The following is a 24,530-nucleotide window of genomic DNA, read 5'->3' as shown; positions in this document are numbered from 1 at the left end:
TTTATCAAACTGGTTCTTTTACTTTTTTACTACTCTTGTATAATGAAAGGGAATACAATGTTTTTTATGGAGGGAATCGCATGTTAGGTAAAGCACTAGAAACATTATTTATCAGAGTGTGGGTGGTCATGAAATTAACTTTTTATTTTTGGATCTATACACTGATGGGAGCCATCGTATTAGGGATTGGACCTGCTTATAAAACAGTCAACGAATTGTTTTATCTTTATGGTTTTGAATATAAAGAGATTACGTTTAAGCGAGGGTGGGAAACATTTAAACAAACATTTGCCCGTGGGAATGTGTTGTTTGGTTTATTTTTAGCGGGGACATTTTTGCTTGGCTATAATTTATACTTATCTGTTCAAATTCAAGGAATCCTTTTTTTGATTACTGATTTTATCCTGATTTTTAGTTTACTTTATATTTACTCCACTTATCAGTATAGCTTGATTTTAGATAGTGAATACGAAATTTCGATTCCTAACCTACTTAAGTTAAGTTTTGTTTCAGGCTTTTCCAGTTTTTCGACCTTTTTGAAATTGTTGATTGGCGGAGGCATTATTTTTTGGCTAACTTGGAATTATAAAGGACTGATTCTCTTTGGTGTGATTGGCTTATTGACTGTTTGGAATGGGCTGGTAACCAAACAATGGCGGGAAAAACTGGATATGCAGTTAGAAAGCTATGAATAAATGGCGTATTTTATTTTCACAAGGAACACTTCTGAATCGTCTTTTCCGAAAATATGCGCTCGTCCTGATTTTATTAACAACGGTGGCGACTGCTATCATTAGTGTTCATACGTGGGTACAAACGCAAGAGCAAGCCAAGCGAACGACAAGTGAGGCGTTACAAAGTACCAGTCGTACACTGAACGATAAAACGACACTAAGTAAAATCATTAAAGACCAATTGTTGGGGAACTCTGATAAAATCGAGAATGCGACTACTTATCTGACAAAACCAATCAATGAATATTTGATGTACGCTTATGATCAACAACAAAAAACGACCGATTTTGTCTCTTTTCCTTATCTAATGAGAGATATTTATGTCAGCTATGAGGAAGTCAGCTCCGTCTATGTTGTTTTCAGTCAATTGCCTGAGTATCTGGAATCTTCTAGAGCAAATAAAGGTGGGGTGATTAAAAGTGGTACGCCTAAATTGACAGATGCGTTTTATATCAAAATGTCGATCACGCAAGGTGGAAGCGAAGTCGGGAGCATGTTCGTCGGTTTTGAAAAAGCGGAATTGGATGCGGCATTAAAGAGTTTGAATACCTTTAGCGGCTTATCATTGTATATGATCTCTGGTACCACCAACCGTTTATACACATTCCATGATCAAGGAATGACAAAGGATAAACTAGCAACCCAAGAACAATTGATTACAACCAGCCTTCAAGAAAATTCCACTTTGCCACTGATAAACCTTGAAAAAAATAATTTCATCCAGTACCAACAGTTACCCGATGATTACCGGATATTGGCTACTTTAGATCGTTCGATGGTTAGACGAGCGGTTATCCAAGATTTAGCACCATTGATTTTCGGTGTATTTCTATTAGATGTCAGTCTGCTATTCTTTTTATACCAAACCTTCAAGCGCTATTCGCAACAAGTAGATCTCGTGATGGATGCAATGAATGAAACGGCCAAAGGGAATTTGGAGACGCGGATCGATACCACCCAAACGGAATATGAATTAAAAGACCTTTCTATAGGGATCAATGAGATGTTGGATAGCATCAACCAATATGTTGAAGATATCTATAAATTGGAAATCAAACAGCAAGATGCCCACATGCGTGCATTACAAGCACAAATCAATCCTCATTTTCTCTATAACACGTTAGAGTATATTCGGATGTATGCGTTAAGTGAAGGCAGCGAAGAATTGGCAGATGTGGTGTATGCTTTTTCGGCCTTGTTGCGAAACAATACTAATCAAGAAAAGACGATCAGTTTAAAGGAAGAACTGGACTTTTGCGAAAAATATGTCTATTTATATCAGATGCGTTACCCCAACCGGATCGCCTATCATTTTTCCATTGATCCATCATTAGCAAGTATCGAAGTACCGAAGTTTGTGATTCAACCATTGATCGAAAATTATTTTAAACATGGGGTCGATTTTACACGTTTTGATAATGCCTTAAGTGTGAAAGTGTTTCGTGAAGGGCAACGAGTCCAGATTATTGTGAAGGATAACGGCAAAGGGATCACACCGGAACGCTTGGCAGAGATCGAATCAAGATTGGCGCATCCTAAAGTCGAATTGTACCAATCGATTGGATTGCAAAATGTGAATGAACGTTTGCGTGCTAGTTTTGGACATAGTTATCAGATGAAGCTAAGTACCAATCAAGAAGGAGGATTGTCTGTCACTATTACATTTAAAGAAAAGGGGTAGGAACATGTATCGAGTGTTATTAGTCGACGATGAATATATGATCTTGGCAGGGTTGCAAAAAATTGTTGATTGGGCAAGTTTGGGATTTCAGGTAGTCGCAACGGCAGAAAACGCGATGCAAGGATTGTCTGTTTTAGAAAATCAATCCATTGATTTAGTTATAACAGATGTCACGATGCCCGAAATGAATGGTTTAGAATTTATCGAGGCGGCTCAAAAGGAACATCATGCGTTTGAATTTATGATTCTTTCTGGTTATCAGGAATTTGATTATTTAAAAAGTGGGATGCAATTAGGGGCCATCAATTACTTGATGAAGCCAGTTAATAAAACCGAACTGATTGCTAGTTTAACCAAAGTGAAGCAGCAATTAGATCATCAAATTGAACAGAAAAACCAGCAAGAAATCTATCAAGAAGTCCTTTTTAGTCAGTGGCTCAATGAAGAATTAGATGAAGTGAGTGAAGAAGAGATTTTAGAAAAAGTCGGAGGGAAACAACGAAGAGTTTTACTCGCTCAAGTGTCTAGATCCGTCGGGAAATCAGTGAATCAGTGGCTGAAAAACCACCAAGAACTTTTTTATTATCAACGAAACTTTGGAGACATGGAACGCTTTACTTTGTTGCTGGAAGAAGCGTCAGTTTCTGCATTTTGCCGCTTCATTCAAGAGAAGAGTATGGAAGAAAACTGGTTGATCAGTATTGGAGATGAAACAGCAGATCCTGATAAAATCCCTGAGAGTTATCAACATGCCAAAGATAATTTACAACTGCATCAATTTTACGGCGAAAAAGACCAACATATCTTTTTTGCCGAACAAGAAGCAGCGAAAGAACAGGCAATTGATTTTTCTTCGTTTAATCGTGTGTTGAAAAGCGGGCAATTGGCTAGTGCCCAACAAATGATTACTCAATTTTTTGACCAATTCCAAACTGCTGTGATGACACCGGATGATATCCGTCATTTTAGTTTTTTGTTGTTTATGGATATCCACCGGGAATTGATTCGGCTAGAAGACGATGAATATTTAAAAGGGATTCAACAGATCAATCAAGCAAAAACAGTCCAAGAACTGCATCAACTCTTACTATCTTTGATCAAGGAGCAGCAAAAACAAGTCCGATATAGCGAGAATGTCGAACGAGTGATGACGATCTTACACGAACACTACCGAGAACCTTTAACCTTGAAAGAAGTTTCAGAAAGCCTACATTTGAATGTGATGTATTTGGGGCAATTATTCAAAAAAGAAACGAAAAAAAGTTTTTCAACTTATTTAAATCATCTCAGAATGGAACAAGCGAAATGGTTGCTGCTGCATAGCAATCAAAATATCAATGAAATTTCTAGTGAGATCGGCTACAACAACACAACCTATTTTTCAAAGTTGTTCAAAAAAATCGTCGGCAAGTCACCAAAAGAATATCGTGAAAAAAATGGAATGATTGTATAAAATCAGCTACTGTGGTTCAGGGGGAAGTGCTCATCACCCTCATCAAGTAAATCCAAGGTGCCGCATGTCTTGAAGCTTGTTTAAATTAGTATAATTCGGTACAATTTTTCTAGATGATGTTTAGAATTTTGAAAGAAAGCGAGCATGAAACTTTCTTTTTTCTGGTTGGTGAAAAGAGGATGCAGGATGGATTTTTTACGTAAATATGGATTTTATTTTTTATTGTCAGGAGTAGTAAGTGATTTTCTGACGCCGTATGTTTTAGGGATTTTTTATCCCAAACTTAATCAAATGACTGCTGTGATCAGTCTTTTTGGGGATGTTGGTAGTCCCGTACGAAAAGCATTTTTGATTTGGTCGGTCATATCTGGCTGCTTGTATGTTTTGGCAATGCCAGCGTTATATCAAGCTTTTGTTACTACTTCAAAACCACTTGCTTTATTAGTGACAGCTGCCATCGGTCTATATGGTGTTACAGATTGTATTTTTACCGGGTTATTTAGTGTGGACACGAACGAAACTTCTTGGAATTTTTCGACTTGGATCCACAATCTTGGTTCAGGGATTGGGTATGGTGGATTTATTTTGTTCCCTTTATTTGTTTTCTTATTGTATCGCAAAATGGGCGATGCGCAATTAACTCAATCGTTTTTTATTTTACTAGTTGCCAGCTTGGTTTTTGCAGGAATTTATGGCGCAGCACGTATTCCCGGATTAAATCAATTGCCGGTTTTGAATCAGTTAGGTTTTTGTCAACGGATCAGTTTCTTCTTTAATTATTTACCAATTGTGTGGTTAAGTATCTTACACATTAGGGCATAGCGGACTGTAGCCCTAACTAAATGCTGGAAATTAGTAAAACTGATTGAAACCACAGGACAAATGTGTCAGACTAAACCTTGACCGCACATCGTGATGTGCAAATGTATATCGTAGGGGAGTCTAATGAAAGACATGAGAAATATCAAATTAACGATCGAATATGATGGGAAACGTTACTCAGGCTGGCAACGTCTGGGAGATGACGATAAAACGATCCAAGGCAAAATCGAAGCAATCATCTCACAGATGACTGGAGAAAAAATTGAGATCATTGGATCGGGGCGCACGGATTCTGGGACACATGCCAGAGGACAAGTGGCAAACTTTAAAACGACTTCTCAAATGAGTCGCAATGAAATGCTAACTTTTCTCAACCGCTATTTACCAAGAGATATCGTGATCAAGAAAGTGGAAGAAATGCCTGAACGCTTTCATGCTCGATACAATGCGACAGGGAAAAAATATAGCTATTATGTGTGGAATAATCCCATTCCAACTGTTTTTGAACGAAATCATAGTTTCTATTTTCCGCAAGAACTAGACCTGGAAAAAATGAATGAAGCTTGTCAAAAACTAATGGGAAGTCATGATTTTATCGGGTTTTCTGCCTTGAAAAAATCAAAAAAATCAACAGTTCGTACGATCCATGAACTCTCAATCGAACAAGAAGGCGGCATGTTGCACTTTACCTTTGTGGGCAATGGCTTTTTGTATAAGATGGTTCGGATCTTGATGGGTACACTCTTGGAGATCGGTACAGGAAAGTTACCTGTTTCGGCGATTGATGATATTTTTGAGAATAAAGTAAGACAACAGGCAGGAGAAACCGTGCCGGCACATGGTTTATTTTTAGACGAAGTGTATTACCAATAAACATTCATATCAAATAGAACAAACTGAGAGAGTCGTTTGATTGCCTATAGCAGGCAAAAGAATGGCTGTCTCAGTTTTTTTGAGTAGCCTACTCTCTCCCACGACTCCTCTAAGCGGTCTATTCGCAATTTCGCTAGTTTCGTGATACATTCAGGACGAATTTACATATTTGACCAAGAAGTGAGGGGAAAAGTGATGGAGCAAGAGCTAGCAGAATTATACAATCTCATTTTAAACCCTAATACCCGTGAATGGGAGCGGACATTGTTGATCCAAGCGAAAAACCAAGTAGGGGAAAGAAAACAAAGAAAAGAAATCCTTGAAATGATTGAAGTCTCTTTACGACCGCTAGCACTTCGGGGGAATTTGACGCCTGACGTCATGGACTTTTATTTGAAGATCACCCATGATCCGATGGGACAAGTGTCTTACGACTTTGCGAAACACCAGATCACCGATGAACGATATCAAGAAAAAGCCGTCTTTGCCGGGGGCTGTTTCTGGTGCTTAGTCGAACCGTTTGAAACACGGCAAGGGATTATTTCCGTGTTGTCCGGATATACTGGCGGGGAGGTCGAACATCCTAACTATGACCAAGTTAGCAGTGGCACGACTGGGCATGTGGAAGCAGTGGAGATTATTTTTGATCGGCGAATGATAAACTATGAAGAACTATTAGCGATTTTTTGGCAAGTCACCGATCCAACAGATGCCTTTGGACAGTTTCAGGATCGTGGGAATCAATACCGCTCTATCATTTTTGTAGAAAATGAAGAACAAAAAATACTAGCAGAAAAATCCAAGCAACAAGTGATTGCTTCGCATCAGTTTGCGGAACCAATCGTCACACAGATCAAGCCAGCAACAACTTTTTGGCCTGCTGAAAATTATCATCAACAATTTTACAAAAAACAACAAAAACGTTATAAGAAGATCAAGAAGTCTCATCAACAATTTTTATTTTTTAAGCGGGCAAAGAAAAAATGGTCTGGGGAAGACGAATAAGTAATCGTGTAAGTAGAAGATGTTCTGTAAAAACCAGTCATTCCCTTAAAATTGCTAGAAGATTTAATAACGATTAAAATCTAATAATACTTTTAAGTAAGCGCTGTTGATTAAGTGGTACACTTATTTGAGAAACCTCTCTCAAATAAAAGAAAGAAGGTACCTATGATGAAGAAAAGGCGTTTATTGGTTTTTAGTGTTCTTTTTGTATTTTCAGTATTTTCAATATTTTCAACATTTTTTGTGGTCCATACTTATGAAAAATCAGAAAGCACCCAAACAATTATCACTGAAAGCAAACAGCATTTACTAGACAATGTGGTGGCAAAACAACGTAATAATCGAGTAAATTTGTTGGATTCGGGGTCAGGCATTTCTGCTTCTGAAAATAGTAGACCGCCAAAAGATTTTATTGATGTTTCCTCACATAATGGTTATTTATCTGTCGAAGCATATGAAACAATGAAAAACTATGGGATCACAGGTGTAGTAGTTAAGTTAACAGAAGGGGATTCTTATAGGAACCCACTGGCCCCTGAACAAGTTGCGAATGCTATCCAGGCGGGGTTGAAAGTGAGTGTCTATCATTATGCTTGGTTTAATTATGCAGAAGACACCGAAAAAGAAGCCTACTATTTATTAGCCTATCTAAAAGAATTAAATTTACCTTATTCTACTGTAGTTGTGAACGATAGTGAAAATCCTCAAATGAATCTAGCAAGAGTGACTGAAAATGCGCAAGTGTTTAGTCAGGCCATTCAAGCAGCTGGTTTTTCCCAGGTGGTTCATTATTCCAATCTTTCATGGTTTACGAATGGAACTTTAGACTTGGATGTCTTAGGAAAAGAGAATTGCTGGGTAGCACAATGGCCTCAGAATCCTTCAGAAAACGAACTTTTACATATAGAAAAAGCTGCTTGGCAATGGGCAAGTGATTTATACTTTCCAGAATTTACCGAAAAACAATTCGATATCAACACCGATTACCTAGGGATATTTACCAAATGATCCATGGTGATGATTGAGGCTAAAGAGGATTTTTGTTAGTAATTCGCAAACGATAAGCGTATAATGCACATAGAACGATAGTTATCAAAAACGAAATACACGTACGCATACTAGGAAAAAGAAGTGACGAGTCACATTTTTGAAAGCGTATACTTGGTTAAGAGGAGGATAAAAAATGTATGTAGCAAATCAGCAGCGATATGAAAAAATGACGTATCGAAAAACTGGAAAATCTGGGTTGAGATTGCCTTTGCTGTCTTTAGGATTATGGCAAAACTTTGGTGATTATGATCCTATAAGTAATCAACGGGAAATTTTACGTGGCGCCTTTGATATGGGGATCACACATTTTGATTTAGCCAATAACTATGGTGGTCCAGCAGGAGCAGCAGAGAAAAACTTTGGTCGGATCTTTAAAGAAGATTTTCAAACGTATCGTGATGAAATGATTATTTCAACCAAAGCAGGTTATCACATGTGGGAAGGGCCTTATGGAGAATGGGGTTCCCGTAAATCGATCATTGCTAGTTGTGATCAAAGCCTCAAACGGATGGGGTTAGATTACGTAGATATCTTTTATCATCATCGTCCTGATCCAGATACACCTTTGGAAGAAACGGCAGAAGCGCTTATGCAATTAGTTCGTCAAGGGAAAACACTGTATATTGGGATCTCCAACTACAACGGGGAAGACACGAAGAAAATGTCTGCTATCTTACGTGAAATGAACGCTCCATTTATTATCCACCAAATGCGTTACAATATGTTTTCAAGAGAGTTATTAGAAGAAGATTTAGCACCTGTTTTAGAAGAGGCCGGTCTGGGAGCTATTACTTTTAGTCCTTTAGCGCAAGGGTTATTAACTAAACGCTATTTACATGGGATTCCAGAAGATTCTCGAGCCCATCGTAAAGAAATTCCTTTTCTATCAGAAGATCAAGTGACACCTACATTGGGTAAGATCAAGCAATTACAGGATTTAGCTGATTTGCGTGGACAGACGTTAGCACAAATGGCTTTAGCATGGAATCTACGACAAGAGTCAGTGACCAGTGTGCTTGTAGGCGCTAGTCGACTTAGTCAATTAGAAGAAAGTGTTCGGATGATGGATAATCTTTCCTTCTCACCTGAAGAAGAACAGAAAATTGAACAAATCTTAGGACACTAACGAAAGCTGTTTTTTCCTTTTTCTCAGAAAAATAACGTAAAGGAGGAGTTGCCATGGCTCATCAAGATTACGTTCATCTGAAAACAATTGATACAGATATTCGTTCATTTATTTTACAAAAAAATAAGAAACTGACCATAGAGTCCCAAATCCCTTTTATTACCTTTATGAATTATCATTTTGAGTATATAAAAGAAAAAATCATTCAAGACCAGAATGAAACAAAAAAAATTAATCAAGAAATGCTAGAGCAGTTGAAAAATAAGCAAATCATTAGTCAAAATTTAAATACAACGATCAATCAAAAAGCGACTTTTGGTCAAAAATCAGCAGATGCAATTGCCAAGTTTGGTGGTAGTTGGCCGTTTATCTTTCTCTTTGTAGTGATTTTAGGTAGTTGGATCTTGTTGAATACGTTACATTTTTTTGGTCTATCATTTGATCGATATCCGTTCATTCTTTTGAACTTAGTGCTTTCTTGTTTAGCTGCTATCCAAGCACCGATCATTATGATGAGTCAAAACCGACAAGCAACTAGAGATCGGATAGCAGCCGACCATGATTATCAAACAAACCTAAAAGCTGAGTTAGAAATTAGTTTGTTGCATGAAAAAATCGATTATTTGATGTCACAGCAATGGCAACAAATGCTGGAATTACAACAATTACAAATTGAGTTATTAACCCAATTAAATGAAAAATTCCAAGAAACGACAAAAAGTGAATAGTAGGACAAGCAGATGAAAATAAGCTGGGATTCGCTCAAAGGAGTCATTTTTGCGAAACTACGGCTTATTTTTTTTGATACCATGAATTAGCTACATAAAGTTATCAGAGAAATGATCAACGTTTGCACACTAATTTTAGTGTGCAAAGAAAAAAGAAGTGTGCATCTATACAGTGTCCTCTTGAAAGCGTTAGCACGACAAGGGATTAAAGCGCTTTAAAAGTTGGCACGGTAATTGCTTTATATAAAAGTGTAAGATACAAGAAAGGGAAGTGTAGAAAATGGAAAAGAAAACAATCATGCTTGTATGCTCAGCTGGAATGAGTACTAGTTTATTAGTAACAAAAATGCAAAAAGCGGCAGAAGAAAAAGGAATCGAGGCTGATATCTTTGCAGTATCTGCTTCAGATGCAGACAATCAATTAGAATCAAAAAATGTAGACGTTTTACTTTTAGGTCCACAAGTACGTTTTATGCAAAATCAATTTGCTGAAAAATTAGCACCAAAAGGAATTCCTTTAGATGTAATCAATATGCAAGATTACGGTATGATGAACGGTGCCAAAGTATTAGAACAAGCAGAATCATTAATCAATAAATAATGGAGGAAACCAACAATGCAAGAGCAAAAAAATCTTGAAGCAATCATGGGTTTGATCATGTTTGGCGGAAATGCAAAAAGCGATGCAATGGAAGCGATTGCTGCAGCGAAAAAAGGAGATTTTGAGTTAGCTGATGCAAAAATCAAAGATGCAGAAGAATCTTTAGTGCAAGCTCATCACTCTCAAACAGAAATGTTAACACAAGAAGCACAAGGTAATCATATGGAAGTGACTTTATTAACGGTTCACAGCCAAGACCATCTGATGACTTCGATTGCATTTACAGATCTAGCAAAAGAAATCATTGATTTATATCGACGTTTAGATGCTTAAAGTAAACTGGTGAAATAGAAAAGAGGAAAGAAACATGGATAAATTTGTTACATTTATGGAGAAACATTTTATACCTGTGGCATCAAAAATTGGTGCTCAACGTCATTTAGTAGCGATTCGTGATTCATTTATGGTCAGTATGCCTTTGATGATTTTAGGTGCGTTAGCAGTAATGATCAATAACTTGCCTATTCCTGGTTTCCAAGAATTAATGAATAAAATTTTTGGTGGCGAAGCTTGGAAAGGATTTGGCGCAGCTGCTTGGAATGGTACATTTGCGATTCTTTCAGTTTTGATCGCCTTTCTACTTGCTTATCATTTGGCAAATGGTTATCGTAAAGACGGCGTTTCTGCTGGAGTAATTTCTTTAGGTTCATTCTTCGCATTAGGCGGAGCGTTGGGCATGAGCTCAAACGGTTTATTTATTGCAATTATTGTTGGGATTATTTCAACAGAAATCTTTGTTCGTTTAAGTGGAAATGAAAAATTAATCATCAAAATGCCTGATGGCGTGCCACCAGCTGTAGCTAAAGCCTTTGCTTCATTATTACCTGCAATGATCACGATCTCATTCTTTGCTTTGATTGCTGCGATCTTTGCTGCATTTGGTGTAGATGATATCGTAGGCGCGTTTTATACAATTGTCCAAGAACCATTCATGGGACTAGCCAATTCTTATCCTTCAGCTTTGTTGTTAGCATTCATTACACCATTCTTATGGTTCTTTGGATTACACGGAGCAAATATGGTAGACCCTTTGATGCAAACAATCAATGCACCAGCAATCGAAGCGAATGTTAATGCGATCGCTGCTGGTCATAGCGCACCATACATTGTAAACAAACCTTTCTTTGATAGCTTTGTCAACTTAGGTGGTACAGGGGCAACATTAGGTCTGTTACTAGCGATTTATTTAGTGGGACGTAGAAATAAACCTTATATGGTTGTTACGAACTTGTCGATCGCACCAGGTGTTTTCAATATCAATGAACCAACAATGTTTGGTTTACCAATCGTATTGAACCCAATTATGTTTATTCCGTTTATTTTAACCCCAATGGTTTTAGTATCTGTTGCTTATTTTGCTACTGCTACCGGACTAGTTCCAGCTGCAACGGTGATGCCACCATGGGTAACACCACCAGTAATCGGTGGGGTATTAGCAACAAAAAGTATCGCTGGCGGTGTCTTAGCTGCTATCAACTTAATCTTATCTGTCTTGATTTACCTACCATTTGTGAAAGTAGCGACAGTTCAAGAAAAAAGAAAAGAAGCATTAAACGGCTAAAAGCACATAAAAGAAAGAAACAGCACATACAATCAAAAGTAGCTATTCTTTAGTGAAAAGATCTTGTTTCGTTTAATGAGCGATCAAAAAAACCAGTTGTCTGACAGAGGTCATGACAACTGGTTTTTTTTTTTATAAATGGCTCAAGGATAGCTTTCTTTTTTCTTAGTGAAAAGGATGCATAAAAAGCGGTTTTTTTGGAGTTTTAAAAAAACCATTTCGATAACAAGCGTGCTATAATAGTGCAAATGTATAGGGGAGTGAAAGGACGAAATGAAAGGTTATGAGTTGGTTAAGATCAGAGAAAGACCTGAATGGTTGGAACAGGCAGCGCAATGGTTTACGTCAAAATGGCATCTTCCGCTTTCCTTTTACCAAGAGAGCATGGAAGATTCTCTTCAATCATCTAACGCTGTTCCTCAATGGTATATAGTCGTGACGTCAGAACAAAAAATTATCGCTGGAGCAGGGGTCATCGCAAATGATTTTCATGATCGCCCAGATTTGACTCCGAATGTTTGTGCGTTGTTTGTTGAAAAAGAGTATCGTAATCAAGGAATTGCCAAAGAGATTTTATCATTTATTCGAGAGGATATGGGAGCGCTTGGGATTTCTCAGCTCTATGTAGCGACTGACCATACAGGTTTTTATGAAAGATATGAGTGGGAATATCTGACGACGGTACAAGATAATGAAGGGATCCCGGTTTATTTATATCAACTAGCGATTTTTACAACGTGATCGGAGTTGATTACTCAAAAGGGTTCTTTATCTGATCAGTAATCTTTTGTTTCTGGTGAGCAATGCCAAGAAAAATCGGAAATTGTTTCTTGATGCTATTTTTGTTGGTATATTGGTTATTCGAGTATTATTTAGTGGACGGTACCATTTTTTAGCTTCAAAAAAATTCCAGGAGCAATAGAAAGTTCTATCAGTCCTGGAATTTAGAATGGTTGATTTGTTGGAAAAGCATGAATGAGCTCGCTGTCCTAAATAGGCGTTCCGTCTTTTTACCGAAAAATTAGGAAGCTTTCTTATTCATTCTTTTTTTCACTCTTTTTTTGTTTTTTTTTCTCGTCATAGATGAAGACATTACGTACTATTTTCAAAATAGGTCGTGCAGTCAAAAAGATCGCTCCTACTAGATAACAATAGGTACTATAACGGTCTGGAATATCTGTTAACAACGCTACGCTTCCAAAAATATAAAAAATCCCTGTTAATAAATCAACTGCAAGAGACAATAATGTATAGCGGTTCTGGAAATAAAGACGAAAACGTTGTCCAGCAATTTCGATATCTTCTTCTTTCCCAATATCTATTTCATGGCTTTTTCGTTTTATTTCTGGCATCTCTCACTCACCTATCTGTGAACAAAGCTAAGGTTTCAAAACAACTTTGATATTTTTATCTTCTTTTTTGTCAAAAATCTCGTATGCTCGGGCAGCATCAGCTAAAGGCATCGCATGTGTGATGATTTGGGTTGGATCGAACAGACCCGCAGCAATCATCTCGTAAATTTTAGGCATCAAATGAACGATCGGTGCCTGACCATGCTTCACTGTGATATCTCTCATGAAAAATTCTTGTAGTGGGTAGGAAGAAGCCGGGGTCATATAAACACCAGTGATTTGTACGGTTCCAAATTTTTTGACAGCTTGCGCAGCCATTTGGATCGGTGAAATCGTCCCGCTTTGCAAACTAACGAGATTCTTAGCTTTTTCTTTCACTGGTTCCAAGCCATCCATCCCTACACAATCAATGATGACATCAGCGCCACCTTTTGCTAATTCGTAAAGTTCTTTCCCAGCAGACTGAGTATCTTCTAACAAATAAGTTTCTACATGATTGTAACGAGCGGCTTTATCAATACGATGTTGGACCGGATCGACAGCAATCACTCGCTCTGCTCCTGCCATAGAGGCAAATTTTTGTGCAAACAACCCAACTGGTCCTGAACCTAAGACCACTACAGTGTCGCCTTTTTTTACGTTAGCATTTTGAACGCTCCAATAAGCAGTTGGAAGGATATCAGATAAGAAAAGGACTTTTTCGTCTGCAAGATCATTGTCAGGTACGATAAACGAAGTGCTATCAGCAAACGGTACCCGAAGATACTCAGCTTGACCACCCCAATGATTCCCATTTAAACGGCCAAAGCCAAATAAACCACCATAAAGTTGATCTGGATTTGAGCGATCACATTGACTTTCCATCTCATGGGTACAGAAATGACAATGCCCACAACTAATATTAAAAGGAATAACGACCCGCTGTCCCTTTTTTAGTTTTTTTACTGCAGGACCTACTTCTTCAACAATCCCCATTGGTTCATGACCAACGACATATCCTTTTTCTAAAACAGCCTCCCCATGATGATAGAGGTGAAGATCCGAGCCGCAAATCGCAGTAGCGGTAATTCGAATAATAGCATCTGTCGGTTCCACGATTTTTGGATCATCTACGTTTCTGATTTCCATTTTTTGGTTTCCTTGCCAGGTAACAGCTTTCATGAAATAAAACTCCTTTCTTCAAACCCTATAACATGTCATTTTTTGAACGAACAGCTAATTTCATTCTAAAGGAGGAGCTGGCTTTTGAGTAGTGAAACGCTTTTAGTAAAGGGAAAATCACTTTAAAATAACTGGTGTATTATTTGGTTTACATTGAGAAGCTTTATAGTTAGAAGTATAATTAAATTATGTTGATTTCTTAGGTTAAGTAAATAACAGATTAAAAAATAGATCAAAAGGGAGGTTATTTGTGATAAAAGAAAAAAAGGGAGAACAAATCAGAAAACTGATGGTCACATTTGCTTGTTCAGTGACTTTGTTTGTGATTATTTCCGTAGGAATCATTCAAGTGACGTTTTTTGATCAGGCGTATTTACTCGGTCAAATCGAAAAAACAAAGTATAGCGAATTGATCCTCGCAGAAGCTGCTCAGAATTTTCGGAAAGAAAACACAGAAGAAAGTGAATTTTCAGAGGTCGTTGCAACGGCACTTTCACCAAGTTTTGTCGAAGAAGCCCTTCGACCATTTATCCAACATACATATGAAGAAACAAATTATGAGCTAAGAGACAGCAATGAGGTGAGTGAGAAAATTGCTCAAGCTGTGGCTACAATTGCAACAAAAAAACAACTGACTATCGATAAAGAGGAGAAAAATAAAATCGAGACAATGATCTTTATTTACATGTATCACTTCCAAAGTGCATTAGGTGATCGATACTTGACTATTTTTATCGAAAACATCGTGTCTGCTCGAAAAATAGTGGTACCTCTTTTTTACATCTGTCTGGGTCTATTGGCGTTTTGGCTAGTCTATTTATATCGGTTAATTAACAAAACACCCTTTTCATTCCTGCGTTACGGTATGTTTATTTTGGGAACGACTGGAAGTATGTTTTTTGTTTTAGCAGGATTGCTTTATATACAAGACGTTTTACATAATATAGCTTTTCATTCACAAGCGATTTTGCAATTAATGACACATTACGTGCAAGATCTACTGATGTATCCAGCGATTATTGGGGGCATTCTTTTGTTTTGTGCTGTATTATTCGGTGGGGGAAGTAAGCTTCTGCAGAAACGGCAAAGTAAAAAGTGGCTGAAAACTGGAAGTAGTACCTTAAAAAAAGCCTAAGATAATAGCTAAATAAAAATCATTCGTTGAATGATGAAATACTAAAAAACGACTGTCACTCCCGTTACTAGGAAGTGACAGTCATTTTTTGTTGCGGTTGTTCCTTGTTGATACCTTATTGCATCGATCATTCAAACATTTTCTTAGCAGCACGCATCAATGTAGGAATATCTTTGTCATATCTTGGTGTTTTAACAAGACGTGACATTGGAATACCAGCAAAATGGAAAGCAGCGATCTCGCCAGAGCGTACGGCACTTTGTTCCGTAAAGATCATTTGATAAGGTTGTTCGACAAATTCTCCAGTAAATGCCAAGTTCGTTGAGTGTTGAGGAATCACTTTTGGTCGGTCGCTTTTTGCTCGATTATTAAATAATGCAGAAGCATAAGGCATATACACAGGAATATTATTCACAACGCTATCAAAAATCTCGGTTTCCTTCGTTCGAATATTTTCAGGACCAGGATCGACTTTAGAAAGTTGTCCGATCAATTCTTCTAACATTTCTTTACCAGTCATCTTGATATATTGCTTATCCACAAATTCTCCACGACGTCGAGGGTATAAGAAATATCCCCAAATGACGGTTTCGTTTGGTTTTTGTGAAGTAAAATGTGGTTGGTGATGAACGACGATCGACATATTGACATCTTTTTGTCCGAGTGGCGTGATTGGTGTAGTGGAGATAAATGAATTCAATGCATTACCAGGGACTTGTGTCGTGATCCGAGTAATTTCATTTAAAAGCAAATGATCCTTAGTTGTTAAAGTGAAACTAACCCATTCGCTGGCATCACGATCGGCAAAAAATTTGTCAGGGTTACCTAAATTATAGAAACGTTCACTGGCTTTCTTCCACAAACTAGAAGCAGCACCATAATCCATATTTTCAACAGCTGGTGTATCGTAGTCACCTAGTGTAGCCGAATCAGTAATTGATCCGTTAGTGAAAAGCACACCCGTATCACCATCAACCACGACGTGTTCTTCCTCATTGGTTAACGTGTTGATCATTTTTAAGCCAGTCACTGTAATTTCATCTTGCATCGGAGTTTCTTTGAATTCCCAATCGACTACGCGGCGGTTCAAAATGATTTGACATCCTTGGTCTTTTAAATAATTGATCAATGGCAACATGATACTTTCATACTGATTGTAGCGAGTTCGGTTTACTCCTACCAAATGTTCGATTTGTGTAAATTCATAAATCATTTGATGCATATAGCGACGAAGTTCTTGAGCAGAACTACGAGTACGAAAAGCAAAAGTTGTTTCCCACATAAACCAAAAGTTTGTCTCAAAGAAGTGAGGATCATCTTTGAAGTATTCTTCAATTGTGACATTATCTAATTTTTCTTCTTCTGAATCAGGCATGGCGATCAGCTTAGTCAATAACAAACGATCTTTATTGTTAAATCCTAGTTTGCCTCCGTCAATAATCCCTTTGCCGCCTTCCATCAAACGTGCTTTATCAAATGTTCGGTGTTTTGCATCAAAATCTCTAGTATCTTCAGCCGCAGTCATTCCTGGTTCGGTGACAGAGGGGATTCGGCTTAAGAGATCCATCAAATCCACGTATGTTCGATAATTGAGCATACGTCCACCACGGGCGATATAGCCCTTTTTGTTTTCTAAGGGATGATTTTTATTCCAATATTCATCGACAACGGTATCCGTTGGGGCACCATCATTGGAGCCATGGTCATCTAAAGAATAAAACGTAATCTGATCACCACGCCAGTTTCCTTCTTGAATCAAATAAACAGCAGCTGCCATATTGGCGATTCCAGCGCCAATCATTATTGCTTTACTTTTTCTCATTGTGATTCCTCCAGTATTTTACAAGTGAACAGTCTGACGATTCGTTTCTTTGACTAGATCGATTCAAATTCATCATACAAATGACGATCATCTTCTAACAAGCCTGTCTTTTTACCAAGATAAACAGCACCCAATGTTAATATGCCTAGTCCAATACCTAGTTTGATCCATTTTTTACTCATAAGATGTTCCTCCTTTGTTTTTTCTCTCGTCCTTCTATGTAAAAGGATAGAACCTTTCATTCTAATTGCCAAATGATAGGGTAACCAAATATCCAAACTTTGGACAGATTGAACAGAGTGTCTAATTTTGAGCAAAAGTAAGTCAATGGAATCGAAAAGTTGGTCAGCTGAAAAAATGGAAAGCTTGGGAAGGAAATCAAGATTGGCAGAAAATCTGGAAAGAATGGTTTGCCAGATAGCAATGAAAGGATATGTAAGAGGTTTGTGTTATTTTATATCTGATGAATCATTAGATAATTAGAATTATTTTTTTAAAAAAGTTTTATTAAATTTGATTTTAAAATCAAAATTCTAAATAAAATGCTTTCAAAAATAAAAATCGCATAAATTTTTTGTGTTATAGTAAAACTGTTAAAAATTCTATATATAACAAAAAAAGGCAAAATAAAAAAGCACCGAGACAGTGCTTGCTTTAAAAGCTGATAACGGACAATGCCTTATTTTAACTCGCTATGTTGATTTGAATGCTACCAACAAATTGATTATAGCATAATACCAAAGAGTTACAAGTAGAAAAAGAAAATCACTTTGTCTAACTATTCATGATGGTTGGCAATTGTAAAGAAGACAACTTGCTAAGTTGTGTAAATGTTAAAAGAAGGGATGGATAGTGAATGACAAAGGACTATACGATTGGTTTAGATATAGGAACCAATTCTGTGGGCTGGGCGGTACTAACAGATGATTATCAATTAATGAAAAGGAAAATGAGCGTTCACGGAAATACTGAAAAAAAAGAAAATCAAAAAAATTTTTGGGGCGCACGATTATTTGATGAAGGTCAAACAGCGGAGTTTAGAAGAACTAAGCGAACGAATCGCCGAAGATTGGCTCGCAGAAAATATCGACTCAGCAAATTACAAGATCTTTTTGCTGAAGAACTCTGCAAACAAGATGACTGCTTTTTTGTACGTTTGGAAGAAAGCTTCTTAGTTCCAGAAGAAAAACAATACAAACCAGCATCGATTTTCCCCACGTTAGAGGAAGAAAAAGAATATTATCAAAAATATCCGACAATCTATCATTTGCGCCAAAAGTTAGTCGATTCAACGGAAAAAGAAGATCTCCGATTGGTTTATCTGGCATTGGCTCATCTATTGAAATATCGTGGTCATTTTTTGTTTGAAGGAGACTTGGATACGGAGAATACCTCTATTGAAGAAAGTTTTCGTGTTTTTTTAGAACAGTATGGCAAACAATCAGATCAACCACTGATCATTCACCAACCCGTTTTAACTATTTTGACAGATAAATTATCGAAGACGAAAAAAGTGGAAGAAATCCTCAAATATTATCCTACAGAAAAAATCAACAGCTTTTTTGCTCAATGTTTAAAATTGATCGTTGGGAATCAAGCAAACTTTAAACGTATATTTGATTTGGAAGCAGAAGTAAAACTCCAATTTTCAAAGGAAACCTATGAAGAAGATCTGGAGTCTTTGTTAGAAAAAATCGGTGATGAGTACCTAGATATCTTTTTGCAAGCGAAGAAAGTCCATGATGCGATCTTATTATCAGAGATTATTTCTTCAACTGTCAAACATACGCAAGCAAAACTGTCTTCAGGGATGGTCGAACGGTATGAACGGCATAAAGCTGATTTGGCAAAATTCAAACAATTCGTGAAAGAAAACGTACCGCAAAAAGCAACGGTTTTTTTCAAAGATACCACCAAAAATGGTTATGCTGGTTATATCAAAGGAAAAACAACCCAAGAAGAATTTTATAAATTCGTCAAAAAAGAGCTAAGTGGGGTAGTAGGAAGTGAGCCTTTTCTAGAAAAAATCGATCAAGAAACCTTTTTATTGAAACAACGTACTTATACCAATGGGGTTATTCCTCATCAAGTACATCTAATAGAATTGAAAGCGATCATTGATCAACAAAAACAACATTATCCATTTCTAGAAGAAGCAGGACCAAAAATCATTGCGTTATTCAAATTTCGAATCCCTTATTATGTCGGTCCTTTGGCAAAAGAACAAGAGGCTAGTTCTTTTGCTTGGATCGAGCGGAAAACAGCTGAAAAAATCAATCCGTGGAATTTTTCAGAAGTCGTAGATATCGAAAAATCAGCGATGCGTTTTATTCAAAGAATGACAAAGCAAGATACGTATTTACCGACAGAAAAAGTACTTCCTAAAAATAGCTTACTTTATCAAAAATATATGATTTTCAATGAACTAACCAAAGTGAGCTATAAAGATGAACGAGGTGTGAAACAGTATTTTTCCGGTGATGAGAAACAGCAGATTTTTAAACAGTTGTTTCAAAAAGAGCGAGGGAAAATCACTGTCAAAAAATTACAAAACTTTTTGTATACGCATTACCATATTGAAAATGCCCAGATTTTTGGTATTGAAAAAGCATTTAATGCTTCGTATAGCACGTATCATGATTTTATGAAATTAGCAAAAACAAACCAAAAAGCCATGCAAGAGTGGTTGGAACAACCCGAAATGGAACCGATTTTTGAGGATATCGTAAAAATACTCACCATTTTTGAAGACCGGCAAATGATTAAACATCAATTAAGTAAGTATCAAGAAGTCTTCGGTGAAAAGTTGCTCAAAGAATTTGCAAGAAAACATTATACTGGCTGGGGAAGATTCTCAGCTAAATTGATCCATGGCATCAGAGATCGAAAAACGAATAAAACGATCCTTGATTATCTAATCAACGATGATGACGTTCCGGCTAACCGTAACCGTAATTTGATGCAGCTGATCAATGATGAGCATCTATCTTTTAAAGAAGAAATTGCAAAAGCAACGGTGTTTTCTAAACATAAATCATTAGTTGACGTCATACAAGACATACCAGGAAGTCCGGCGATCAAAAAAGGAATTTGGCAAAGTCTTAAAATCGTGGAAGAACTGATTGCGATCATTGGATACAAACCAAAGAATATCGTGATCGAAATGGCAAGAGAAAACCAAAAAACGCATCGGACGAAACCACGTCTTAAAGCTTTAGAAAATGGGTTGAAACAGATAGGAAGCACGTTATTAAAAGAACAGCCAACAGATAACAAAGCGCTCCAAAAAGAACGGTTGTACCTGTACTATTTGCAAAATGGCAGAGATATGTATACGGGAGAACCGCTAGAAATCGAGAATCTTCACCAATACGAAGTGGATCATATCATACCGAGAAGCTTTATTGTGGATAATTCTATTGATAACAAGGTGTTAGTTGCTAGTAAACAAAATCAAAAGAAGCGAGACGATGTGCCGAGTAAACAAATAGTCAACGAGCAACGGATCTTTTGGAATCAACTGAAAGAAGCCAAATTGATTAGTCCAAAAAAATATGCGTATTTAACCAAAATTGAACTGACACCAGAGGATAAAGCCCGTTTTATTCAGCGGCAATTAGTCGAAACGAGACAAATCACGAAACATGTTGCGAATATTTTACATCAATCGTTTAATCAGGAAGAGGAAGGAACAGATTGTGATGGGGTACAGATTATTACGCTAAAAGCAACATTGACGAGCCAATTCAGACAAACTTTTGGGCTTTATAAAGTACGTGAGATCAATCCACATCATCATGCGCATGATGCGTATTTAAATGGTTTTATTGCGAATGTTTTGTTAAAACGGTACCCTAAATTAGCACCTGAATTTGTCTATGGAAAGTATGTCAAATATAGTTTAGCAAGAGAAAATAAAGCTACCGCTAAAAAAGAATTTTATTCCAATATTTTAAATTTCCTTGAATCAGACGAACCGTTTTGCGATGAAAATGGGGAAATTTATTGGGAAAAAAGCCATCATCTCCCACGGATCAAAAAAGTTCTTAGCTCCCATCAAGTGAATGTAGTGAAAAAAGTCGAACAACAAAAAGGTGGTTTCTATAAGGAAACGGTCAATTCAAAAGAAAAACCTGATAAACTGATCGAACGGAAAAATAATTGGGATGTGACGAAGTACGGTGGTTTTGGAAGTCCAGTCATTGCCTATGCCATTGCGTTTGTTTATGCCAAAGGGAAGACACAAAAGAAAACCAAGGCAATTGAAGGAATTACCATCATGGAACAAGCGGCTTTTGAAAAAGATCCGACTACATTTTTAAAAGACAAAGGCTTTCCTCAGGTGACAGAGTTTATCAAATTGCCAAAATATACCTTGTTTGAGTTTGATAATGGGCGCAGAAGATTCCTGGCAAGTCACAAGGAGTCGCAAAAAGGGAATCCTTTCATCTTATCGGACCAATTAGTAACCTTGTTATACCATGTGCAACATTATGACAAAATCACCTATCAAGAAAGTTTTGATTACGTCAATACTCATCTTTCTGATTTCTCAGCCATCTTAACCGAAGTTCTCGCTTTTGCAGAAAAGTATACACTTGCGGATAAAAACATAGAGCGAATTCAAGAACTCTATGAAGAAAACAAATATGGAGAGATTTCGATGATCGCACAATCCTTTTTGCAGTTGCTACAGTTCAATGCGATAGGTGCTCCAGCAGACTTTAAATTTTTCGGAGTAACGATCCCTCGAAAACGTTATACCAGCTTAACGGAGATTTGGGATGCTACGATCATTTACCAGTCGGTCACTGGTTTATACGAAACGAGGATAAGGATGGGTGATTTATGGGCTGGCGAACAGTAGTAATCAATACCCATTCTAAACTGACTTATGCAAATAATCATCTAGTGTTTAAAAATGCGCAACAAACGGAAAAAATCCATTTGTCTGAGATCGATATCCTTATTTTAGAAACTACCGATATCACGATCACGACAATGTTGTTGAAGCGTTTAACAGATGAAAAAATCTTAGTGATATTTTGCGATGACAAGCGATTGCCGTCATCGCAATTATTCTCCTATTATGGGCGACATGATAGTAGTTTGCAGTTATCTAAACAAATTCAGTGGGAATCGGACTTGAAGGGCGTAGTTTGGACAACGATCATTGCCCAAAAGATCCATAACCAATGTCGTTTTTTACAAGAAAATGATTTTGTTGAAAAGGCATCTGCGCTTTCCAAGTTATCAGAAGAATTGGAAACATTTGATCCGACAAATCGTGAGGGACATGCGGCAAGAATCTACTTTCAAACGTTGTTTGGTAATCAATTCACGCGGGAGGAGTCGAATGAAATCAATGCGGGGTTAGATTATGGTTATACGCTGCTAATGAGTTTGTTTGCAAGAGAAATCGTTAAAAATGGTTGTATGACACAATTCGGTTTAAAACATGCGAACCAATTTAATGATTTTAATCTAGCAAGTGACTTGATGGAACCATTTCGTCCGCTAGTTGATCAAATTGTTTATACATATCGTGATCAACCTTTCCCAATTATCAAAAGAAGGCTGTTTGATTTGGTTTCACAAAAGTATTTATATGGGAAAAAAGAAATGTTCTTAACGAATATCGTGACGGATTACACCAATAAAACGATTAAAACATTGAATAATGAAGGGAAAGGAGTTCCTTATTTCGGAATATGAGTTATCGTTACATGAGAATGTTATTAATGTTTGATCTGCCGACAGAGACGAGCGATGATTGAAAAGTTTATCGAAGGTTCAGAAAGTTTTTACTGAGTGAAGGCTTTATCATGCATCAATTTTCAGTATATAGTAAGTTGTTGTTGAACGGTACTGCTAATCAAGCGATGCTCGGTCGATTAAAAGCCCATCATCCTAAAAAGGGCTTAGTTACCTTACTAACGGTCACTGAAAAACAATTTTCACGAATGGTTTATTTGTGTGGGGAAAAAGACCTGAGTCCAGCTAATTCAGACGAACGAGTCATTTTTTTAGGAGAGGATGTGGAGGATGAACCTTAGCTTTTCTTTATTAGAACAACCGATAAGCTTTGAAAAAACGCTGATTTTTGTAATTGAAGATGTGGAAGTTTTTTCAAAAGTCGTTCATGGAGTTTACCAGTATGGTGAAAATAGCATGTTAAAGTTTTTCAATGATAAATTACAGCTACTCAAACCATCAGAATTGATGGTTGTGACGGATATCTTAAGTTTTGATAGCCAAGCTCCGACTACATTGAAGCTGATCTATGCTGACTTAGAGCAACAATTAAATGAAAACATCGAACTAAAATCAAGGATTGATCAATTAACCACCAAGGTTCAGGAATGGATTAGTGAGGAACTCTTAGAACATGAATTAGATTTAGTCTGTAAAGAAATGAGTATGGTTGAGCTATTCAAAGCATTAAAAATAAGAATTACGACGCAACCAGAATCAATTTTTCAAAAAATAATGGAGATTTTACAGATTTATAAGTATCTAGTGAAAAAGAAATACTTGGTTTTTATTAATGTTGGAGCGTACTTAACAACCACAGAAATGGCTGAACTACAGGAATATATTTCTTTGTGTCATATGCCTGTCCTTTTTATCGAACCACGAAAAATAAAAGGATTGAAGCAAACTGTTTTAGATCAAGACTATTTTTTGTGTGAAGAAATGTGGTAAAATAAGAACAATCAAAATAACAAAAAAACAGCATGAATGAAGCATTCAAGACGAAAGTTTTGCTATGGACGAGTAGCGCGATTACGAGATCTTGTGAGAAAAAAATTTTTTCTGCGAGGTTTTAGAGCTATGTTGTTTTGAATGCTTCCAAAACAACCGCATTACCTTCAGAAGAATTTGCATTGTTTTAGAGCTATGTTGTTTTGAATGCTCCCAAAACAAGTAAAGTTAGCAACTAAACTATTAACAGGTTTTAGAGCTATGTTGTTTTGAATGCTTCCAAAACTTTTTTTATGCTTGCTTTCGTTGGTGGACGGTTTTAGAGCTATGTTGTTTTGAATGCTTCCAAAACCATTGCCTTATTTACAACAAAGTGGAAAGTGTTTTAGAGCTATGTTGTTTTGAATGTTTCCAAAATGTAGAAGCGTTGTGCTTTACTCGATCGCTGTTTTAGTTTTGTGTTATTTTGAGTGCTGACCTCATCAACTATGATAAGAGGTAGCTTTAGAGTTATGTTGTTTTGAATGAATGAAGATGCCTACTTTATCATGAAAAGTAGGCTCTTTTTTTACTTATATATAGGAAAGTGTCTTCGGTTGTTGAATCTGCTAAGTTTTGATCATTGAAAGGGGGAATCGTGCCTTTTAAAAATGAATGGGTA

General features: G+C 36.9%; 21 protein-coding genes and 1 pseudogene. 18 read left to right on the top strand and 4 right to left on the bottom strand.

What is annotated here, in order from left to right; all coding sequences use genetic code 11:
- Positions 1 to 80: 80 nt before the first annotated feature.
- The 13 genes from IGJ27_RS11635 to IGJ27_RS11575 all read left to right on the top strand — a co-directional run bounded on the left by IGJ27_RS11635 (position 81) and on the right by IGJ27_RS11575 (position 12,435).
- Positions 81 to 695: a YesL family protein gene (locus IGJ27_RS11635; RefSeq protein WP_096709863.1), complete on the top strand. Its 615-nt coding sequence runs from the start codon at positions 81 to 83 to the stop codon at positions 693 to 695.
- Positions 688 to 2,415, top strand: a complete 1,728-nt coding sequence (locus IGJ27_RS11630) for a sensor histidine kinase (RefSeq protein ID WP_034700488.1) — start codon at positions 688 to 690, stop codon at positions 2,413 to 2,415. The genes IGJ27_RS11635 and IGJ27_RS11630 overlap by 8 nt, the downstream gene beginning before the upstream one ends.
- Positions 2,416 to 2,419: 4 nt before the next feature.
- The gene (locus tag IGJ27_RS11625) at positions 2,420 to 3,868 is read left to right on the top strand and encodes a response regulator transcription factor (protein WP_034700486.1); all 1,449 of its coding nucleotides are present in this window, start codon (positions 2,420 to 2,422) and stop codon (positions 3,866 to 3,868) included.
- Between the two features lie 186 nt (positions 3,869 to 4,054).
- Entirely contained in the window at positions 4,055 to 4,690 is a 636-nt protein-coding gene (locus IGJ27_RS11620; protein ID WP_010721009.1) for a DUF998 domain-containing protein, read from the top strand.
- A gap of 132 nt (positions 4,691 to 4,822) precedes the next feature.
- Complete coding sequence (truA, locus tag IGJ27_RS11615; RefSeq protein ID WP_025480461.1) at positions 4,823 to 5,563, top strand: tRNA pseudouridine(38-40) synthase TruA; 741 nt, start codon at positions 4,823 to 4,825, stop codon at positions 5,561 to 5,563.
- A 195-nt stretch (positions 5,564 to 5,758) separates the two neighbouring features.
- Positions 5,759 to 6,568 carry a peptide-methionine (S)-S-oxide reductase MsrA gene (gene msrA, locus IGJ27_RS11610; RefSeq protein WP_178306336.1) on the top strand — a complete coding sequence of 270 codons (810 nt, stop codon included), beginning with the start codon at positions 5,759 to 5,761 and terminating at the stop codon, positions 6,566 to 6,568.
- Between the two features lie 168 nt (positions 6,569 to 6,736).
- Entirely contained in the window at positions 6,737 to 7,576 is an 840-nt protein-coding gene (locus IGJ27_RS11605; RefSeq protein ID WP_178306337.1) for a GH25 family lysozyme, read from the top strand.
- Positions 7,577 to 7,751: 175 nt separating this feature from the next.
- Complete coding sequence (locus tag IGJ27_RS11600) at positions 7,752 to 8,744, top strand: aldo/keto reductase (RefSeq protein WP_178306338.1); 993 nt, start codon at positions 7,752 to 7,754, stop codon at positions 8,742 to 8,744.
- Between the two features lie 53 nt (positions 8,745 to 8,797).
- Positions 8,798 to 9,472, top strand: a complete 675-nt coding sequence (locus tag IGJ27_RS11595) for a DUF1003 domain-containing protein (protein WP_178306339.1) — start codon at positions 8,798 to 8,800, stop codon at positions 9,470 to 9,472.
- 280 nt (positions 9,473 to 9,752) lie between these two features.
- Positions 9,753 to 10,073 carry a PTS sugar transporter subunit IIB gene (locus IGJ27_RS11590; protein WP_010721003.1) on the top strand — a complete coding sequence of 107 codons (321 nt, stop codon included), beginning with the start codon at positions 9,753 to 9,755 and terminating at the stop codon, positions 10,071 to 10,073.
- Positions 10,074 to 10,088: 15 nt separating this feature from the next.
- Positions 10,089 to 10,406, top strand: coding sequence for a PTS lactose/cellobiose transporter subunit IIA (locus tag IGJ27_RS11585; protein ID WP_010721002.1), 318 nt, complete (start codon positions 10,089 to 10,091; stop codon positions 10,404 to 10,406).
- Between the two features lie 34 nt (positions 10,407 to 10,440).
- Entirely contained in the window at positions 10,441 to 11,694 is a 1,254-nt protein-coding gene (locus IGJ27_RS11580) for a PTS sugar transporter subunit IIC (protein WP_088745534.1), read from the top strand.
- Positions 11,695 to 11,967: 273 nt separating this feature from the next.
- Complete coding sequence (locus IGJ27_RS11575; RefSeq protein ID WP_010721000.1) at positions 11,968 to 12,435, top strand: GNAT family N-acetyltransferase; 468 nt, start codon at positions 11,968 to 11,970, stop codon at positions 12,433 to 12,435.
- A 293-nt stretch (positions 12,436 to 12,728) separates the two neighbouring features.
- Here IGJ27_RS11575 and IGJ27_RS11570 read toward each other — a convergent pair whose 3' ends face one another.
- Both IGJ27_RS11570 and IGJ27_RS11565 read right to left on the bottom strand, forming a co-directional pair.
- Positions 12,729 to 13,046, bottom strand: a complete 318-nt coding sequence (locus tag IGJ27_RS11570; protein WP_010720999.1) for a YrhK family protein — start codon at positions 13,044 to 13,046, stop codon at positions 12,729 to 12,731.
- A 27-nt stretch (positions 13,047 to 13,073) separates the two neighbouring features.
- Complete coding sequence (locus tag IGJ27_RS11565; protein ID WP_161652356.1) at positions 13,074 to 14,207, bottom strand: alcohol dehydrogenase catalytic domain-containing protein; 1,134 nt, start codon at positions 14,205 to 14,207, stop codon at positions 13,074 to 13,076.
- Positions 14,208 to 14,457: 250 nt separating this feature from the next.
- On the opposite strand from IGJ27_RS11565, the gene IGJ27_RS11560 reads away from it, so the two are divergent.
- Positions 14,458 to 15,342, top strand: a complete 885-nt coding sequence (locus tag IGJ27_RS11560) for a hypothetical protein (protein WP_438791706.1) — start codon at positions 14,458 to 14,460, stop codon at positions 15,340 to 15,342.
- Positions 15,343 to 15,469: 127 nt separating this feature from the next.
- Here IGJ27_RS11560 and IGJ27_RS11555 read toward each other — a convergent pair whose 3' ends face one another.
- Entirely contained in the window at positions 15,470 to 17,164 is a 1,695-nt protein-coding gene (locus IGJ27_RS11555; protein ID WP_010720996.1) for an oleate hydratase, read from the bottom strand.
- A gap of 53 nt (positions 17,165 to 17,217) precedes the next feature.
- Positions 17,218 to 17,346 (bottom strand): hypothetical protein, encoded by a 129-nt coding sequence (locus tag IGJ27_RS11550; protein ID WP_010720995.1) that lies wholly within the window; start codon positions 17,344 to 17,346, stop codon positions 17,218 to 17,220.
- 674 nt (positions 17,347 to 18,020) lie between these two features.
- Between IGJ27_RS11550 and cas9 the strand changes: the two genes are divergently transcribed.
- From cas9 to csn2, 4 genes and pseudogenes are all read left to right on the top strand, one after another.
- A complete protein-coding gene (gene cas9 / locus IGJ27_RS11545; protein ID WP_178306340.1) occupies positions 18,021 to 22,031 on the top strand; it encodes a type II CRISPR RNA-guided endonuclease Cas9 in 4,011 nt (1,336 codons plus the stop codon).
- Complete coding sequence (gene cas1, locus IGJ27_RS11540; RefSeq protein WP_053766204.1) at positions 22,013 to 22,879, top strand: type II CRISPR-associated endonuclease Cas1; 867 nt, start codon at positions 22,013 to 22,015, stop codon at positions 22,877 to 22,879. The genes cas9 and cas1 overlap by 19 nt, the downstream gene beginning before the upstream one ends.
- Positions 22,876 to 23,220, top strand: a pseudogene (gene cas2 / locus IGJ27_RS11535) (CRISPR-associated endonuclease Cas2). The gene cas1 and the pseudogene cas2 overlap by 4 nt, the downstream one beginning before the upstream one ends.
- Entirely contained in the window at positions 23,210 to 23,869 is a 660-nt protein-coding gene (gene csn2, locus IGJ27_RS11530) for a type II-A CRISPR-associated protein Csn2 (RefSeq protein WP_438791705.1), read from the top strand. The pseudogene cas2 and the gene csn2 overlap by 11 nt, the downstream one beginning before the upstream one ends.
- Positions 23,870 to 24,530 lie beyond the last annotated feature (661 nt).

It is taken from the genome of Enterococcus sp. DIV1726a (assembly GCF_051710985.1).
In the GTDB taxonomy this organism is placed as follows: domain Bacteria; phylum Bacillota; class Bacilli; order Lactobacillales; family Enterococcaceae; genus Enterococcus_B; species Enterococcus_B hirae.
The sequence above is the reverse complement of the archived record's forward strand: the minus strand, read 5'-3'. Positions and strand labels throughout refer to the sequence as shown.

Bases quoted from the DNA above. Each gene is read 5' to 3' on its own strand.
- IGJ27_RS11625 (WP_034700486.1), top strand. From the start codon at position 2,420: ATGTATCGAGTGTTATTAGTCGACGATGAATATATGATCTTGGCAGGG.
- IGJ27_RS11620 (WP_010721009.1), top strand. From the start codon at position 4,055: ATGGATTTTTTACGTAAATATGGATTTTATTTTTTATTGTCAGGAGTA.
- IGJ27_RS11595 (WP_178306339.1), top strand. From the start codon at position 8,798: ATGGCTCATCAAGATTACGTTCATCTGAAAACAATTGATACAGATATT.
- IGJ27_RS11585 (WP_010721002.1), top strand. From the start codon at position 10,089: ATGCAAGAGCAAAAAAATCTTGAAGCAATCATGGGTTTGATCATGTTT.
- cas1 (WP_053766204.1), top strand. From the start codon at position 22,013: ATGGGCTGGCGAACAGTAGTAATCAATACCCATTCTAAACTGACTTAT.
- IGJ27_RS11630 (WP_034700488.1), top strand. From the start codon at position 688: ATGAATAAATGGCGTATTTTATTTTCACAAGGAACACTTCTGAATCGT.
- IGJ27_RS11580 (WP_088745534.1), top strand. From the start codon at position 10,441: ATGGATAAATTTGTTACATTTATGGAGAAACATTTTATACCTGTGGCA.
- IGJ27_RS11550 (WP_010720995.1), bottom strand. From the start codon at position 17,346: ATGAGTAAAAAATGGATCAAACTAGGTATTGGACTAGGCATATTAACA.
- IGJ27_RS11575 (WP_010721000.1), top strand. From the start codon at position 11,968: ATGAAAGGTTATGAGTTGGTTAAGATCAGAGAAAGACCTGAATGGTTG.
- IGJ27_RS11600 (WP_178306338.1), top strand. From the start codon at position 7,752: ATGTATGTAGCAAATCAGCAGCGATATGAAAAAATGACGTATCGAAAA.
- IGJ27_RS11635 (WP_096709863.1), top strand. From the start codon at position 81: ATGTTAGGTAAAGCACTAGAAACATTATTTATCAGAGTGTGGGTGGTC.
- IGJ27_RS11565 (WP_161652356.1), bottom strand. From the start codon at position 14,207: ATGAAAGCTGTTACCTGGCAAGGAAACCAAAAAATGGAAATCAGAAAC.
- IGJ27_RS11555 (WP_010720996.1), bottom strand. From the start codon at position 17,164: ATGAGAAAAAGTAAAGCAATAATGATTGGCGCTGGAATCGCCAATATG.
- msrA (WP_178306336.1), top strand. From the start codon at position 5,759: ATGGAGCAAGAGCTAGCAGAATTATACAATCTCATTTTAAACCCTAAT.
- IGJ27_RS11605 (WP_178306337.1), top strand. From the start codon at position 6,737: ATGAAGAAAAGGCGTTTATTGGTTTTTAGTGTTCTTTTTGTATTTTCA.
- IGJ27_RS11590 (WP_010721003.1), top strand. From the start codon at position 9,753: ATGGAAAAGAAAACAATCATGCTTGTATGCTCAGCTGGAATGAGTACT.
- cas9 (WP_178306340.1), top strand. From the start codon at position 18,021: ATGACAAAGGACTATACGATTGGTTTAGATATAGGAACCAATTCTGTG.
- csn2 (WP_438791705.1), top strand. From the start codon at position 23,210: ATGAACCTTAGCTTTTCTTTATTAGAACAACCGATAAGCTTTGAAAAA.
- truA (WP_025480461.1), top strand. From the start codon at position 4,823: ATGAGAAATATCAAATTAACGATCGAATATGATGGGAAACGTTACTCA.
- IGJ27_RS11570 (WP_010720999.1), bottom strand. From the start codon at position 13,046: ATGCCAGAAATAAAACGAAAAAGCCATGAAATAGATATTGGGAAAGAA.